Raw genomic sequence first — 1,382 nt, 5'->3', positions numbered from 1 at the left:
TGATATTGTCAATATTACTTTACACTTATTACTCGTACATCCAGTTACCTGTTTTATTATGCAGCCATTGCCAATGAATCATAGTATCTCTTTCTCTTAACCATAGGAGGAAGACCATTATTGGAGGTACATATCCTCCTGTTATTCCAATAGCTGATAAAGTATCTCCAGATTATTACCTTAAGTTCTTCAACAGTAAACTGAGTAGACTTAAGATTTCTGGAGTAGAATAGTTCATCTTTCATTCTTGCCCACATGCTTTCACACCTGGCATTATCATGACATCTGCCACCTGCACTGTTCATGCTCTGGGTAATGCCATATTTGTTGATAGCTTTACGATATAGATCACTGGTGTATTGTTTACCCCTGTCGCTGTGGACTATAGCGCCTCGTAATCCTGGAAAGGACATATATGCATTATCTAAGGTCTTTTCTACCAGAGAAGCCTTCATGTTGGTATCAAGCGCCAGTCCAAGGACAGCAACATCAAAACAATCAAAAATTGCAGAAACATAAAGTTTGCCATCGCTTGCCTTAAGTTCTGATATATCAGTTACACATTTAGCCAAAGGCTCTTCTGAATAGAAATTCCTTTTTACATGGTCGTCAGATTTTTGAGCCTTTTTGTCAGCAACAGTTATGCCATTAGGATTACGCCGAGGCCTATGTGATATTTCAAGCTTTTGCATTATTTTGTAGATAGTACTTTCACTTGGAATGTAGAAATCAGGATCTTCATCATGTCTAAGCTTTAATGCTTCATACATCCTAAGTCTACCGTAAGTATCGTTACAGAGATCTTCAAGAAGTATCTCTTCCATGTCATCAGCTATATACTGATATTTCCATGGACGATCCTTACGCTTAAGGTAATCATAGAATGCCTGCCGGGTAACTCCCAGCACCTTACAATACAATGACAGCTTGCCTTTTACCGTGCCGCCCTCGGTCCGTAGATCTATAAAAATCAGTCGCTCGTTCTTTCTGATTTCCGACGGCTCGCTGCGAAAAAAGCGGTAGCATCAGCAAGGATTTCATTTTCTTCTTGAAGACGTTTATTTGCCTTAATAAGCTCTTTATTCTGCTTCCTAAGGCTTTGTATCTCCTCGGCTAAAGACATAGCATTTTGAGGCGTATATGCTCCTTCACCAAGATCAAGCATTCCTTGTTTTGCTGCATTTACCCAGCCTCTCATTGTGCTGGCAGAAACACCTAGTTCCTTAACCGCCTTAGTCATACCTACTTCGTTAATTAGTTTGACTGCTTGGACTTTGTAGTCCTTATCATACCGTTTAGTTGCCATCTGGCACCTCCTTATTCTCTTACCTATATTTCAAGATATACGAGAATAAGTTGTCAAGTTTAACTATACAGCATCA

General features: G+C 39.5%; 2 protein-coding genes. Both read right to left on the bottom strand.

The window, feature by feature from the left end; translation table 11 throughout:
* Positions 1 to 56: 56 nt before the first annotated feature.
* Positions 57 to 974, bottom strand: coding sequence for an IS3 family transposase (locus BLO53_RS18875; RefSeq protein ID WP_092065271.1), 918 nt, complete (start codon positions 972 to 974; stop codon positions 57 to 59).
* Entirely contained in the window at positions 971 to 1,306 is a 336-nt protein-coding gene (locus tag BLO53_RS18870; protein WP_092065268.1) for a transposase, read from the bottom strand. Before BLO53_RS18870 ends, BLO53_RS18875 begins: the two co-directional genes overlap by 4 nt.
* Between the last annotated feature and the right edge of the window lie 76 nt (positions 1,307 to 1,382).

It is taken from the genome of Butyrivibrio sp. INlla14, from assembly GCF_900102515.1.
GTDB lineage: Bacteria > Bacillota > Clostridia > Lachnospirales > Lachnospiraceae > Butyrivibrio.
Note: the sequence above shows the minus strand (reverse complement) of the source record. Positions and strands in the feature narration are given on the sequence as shown.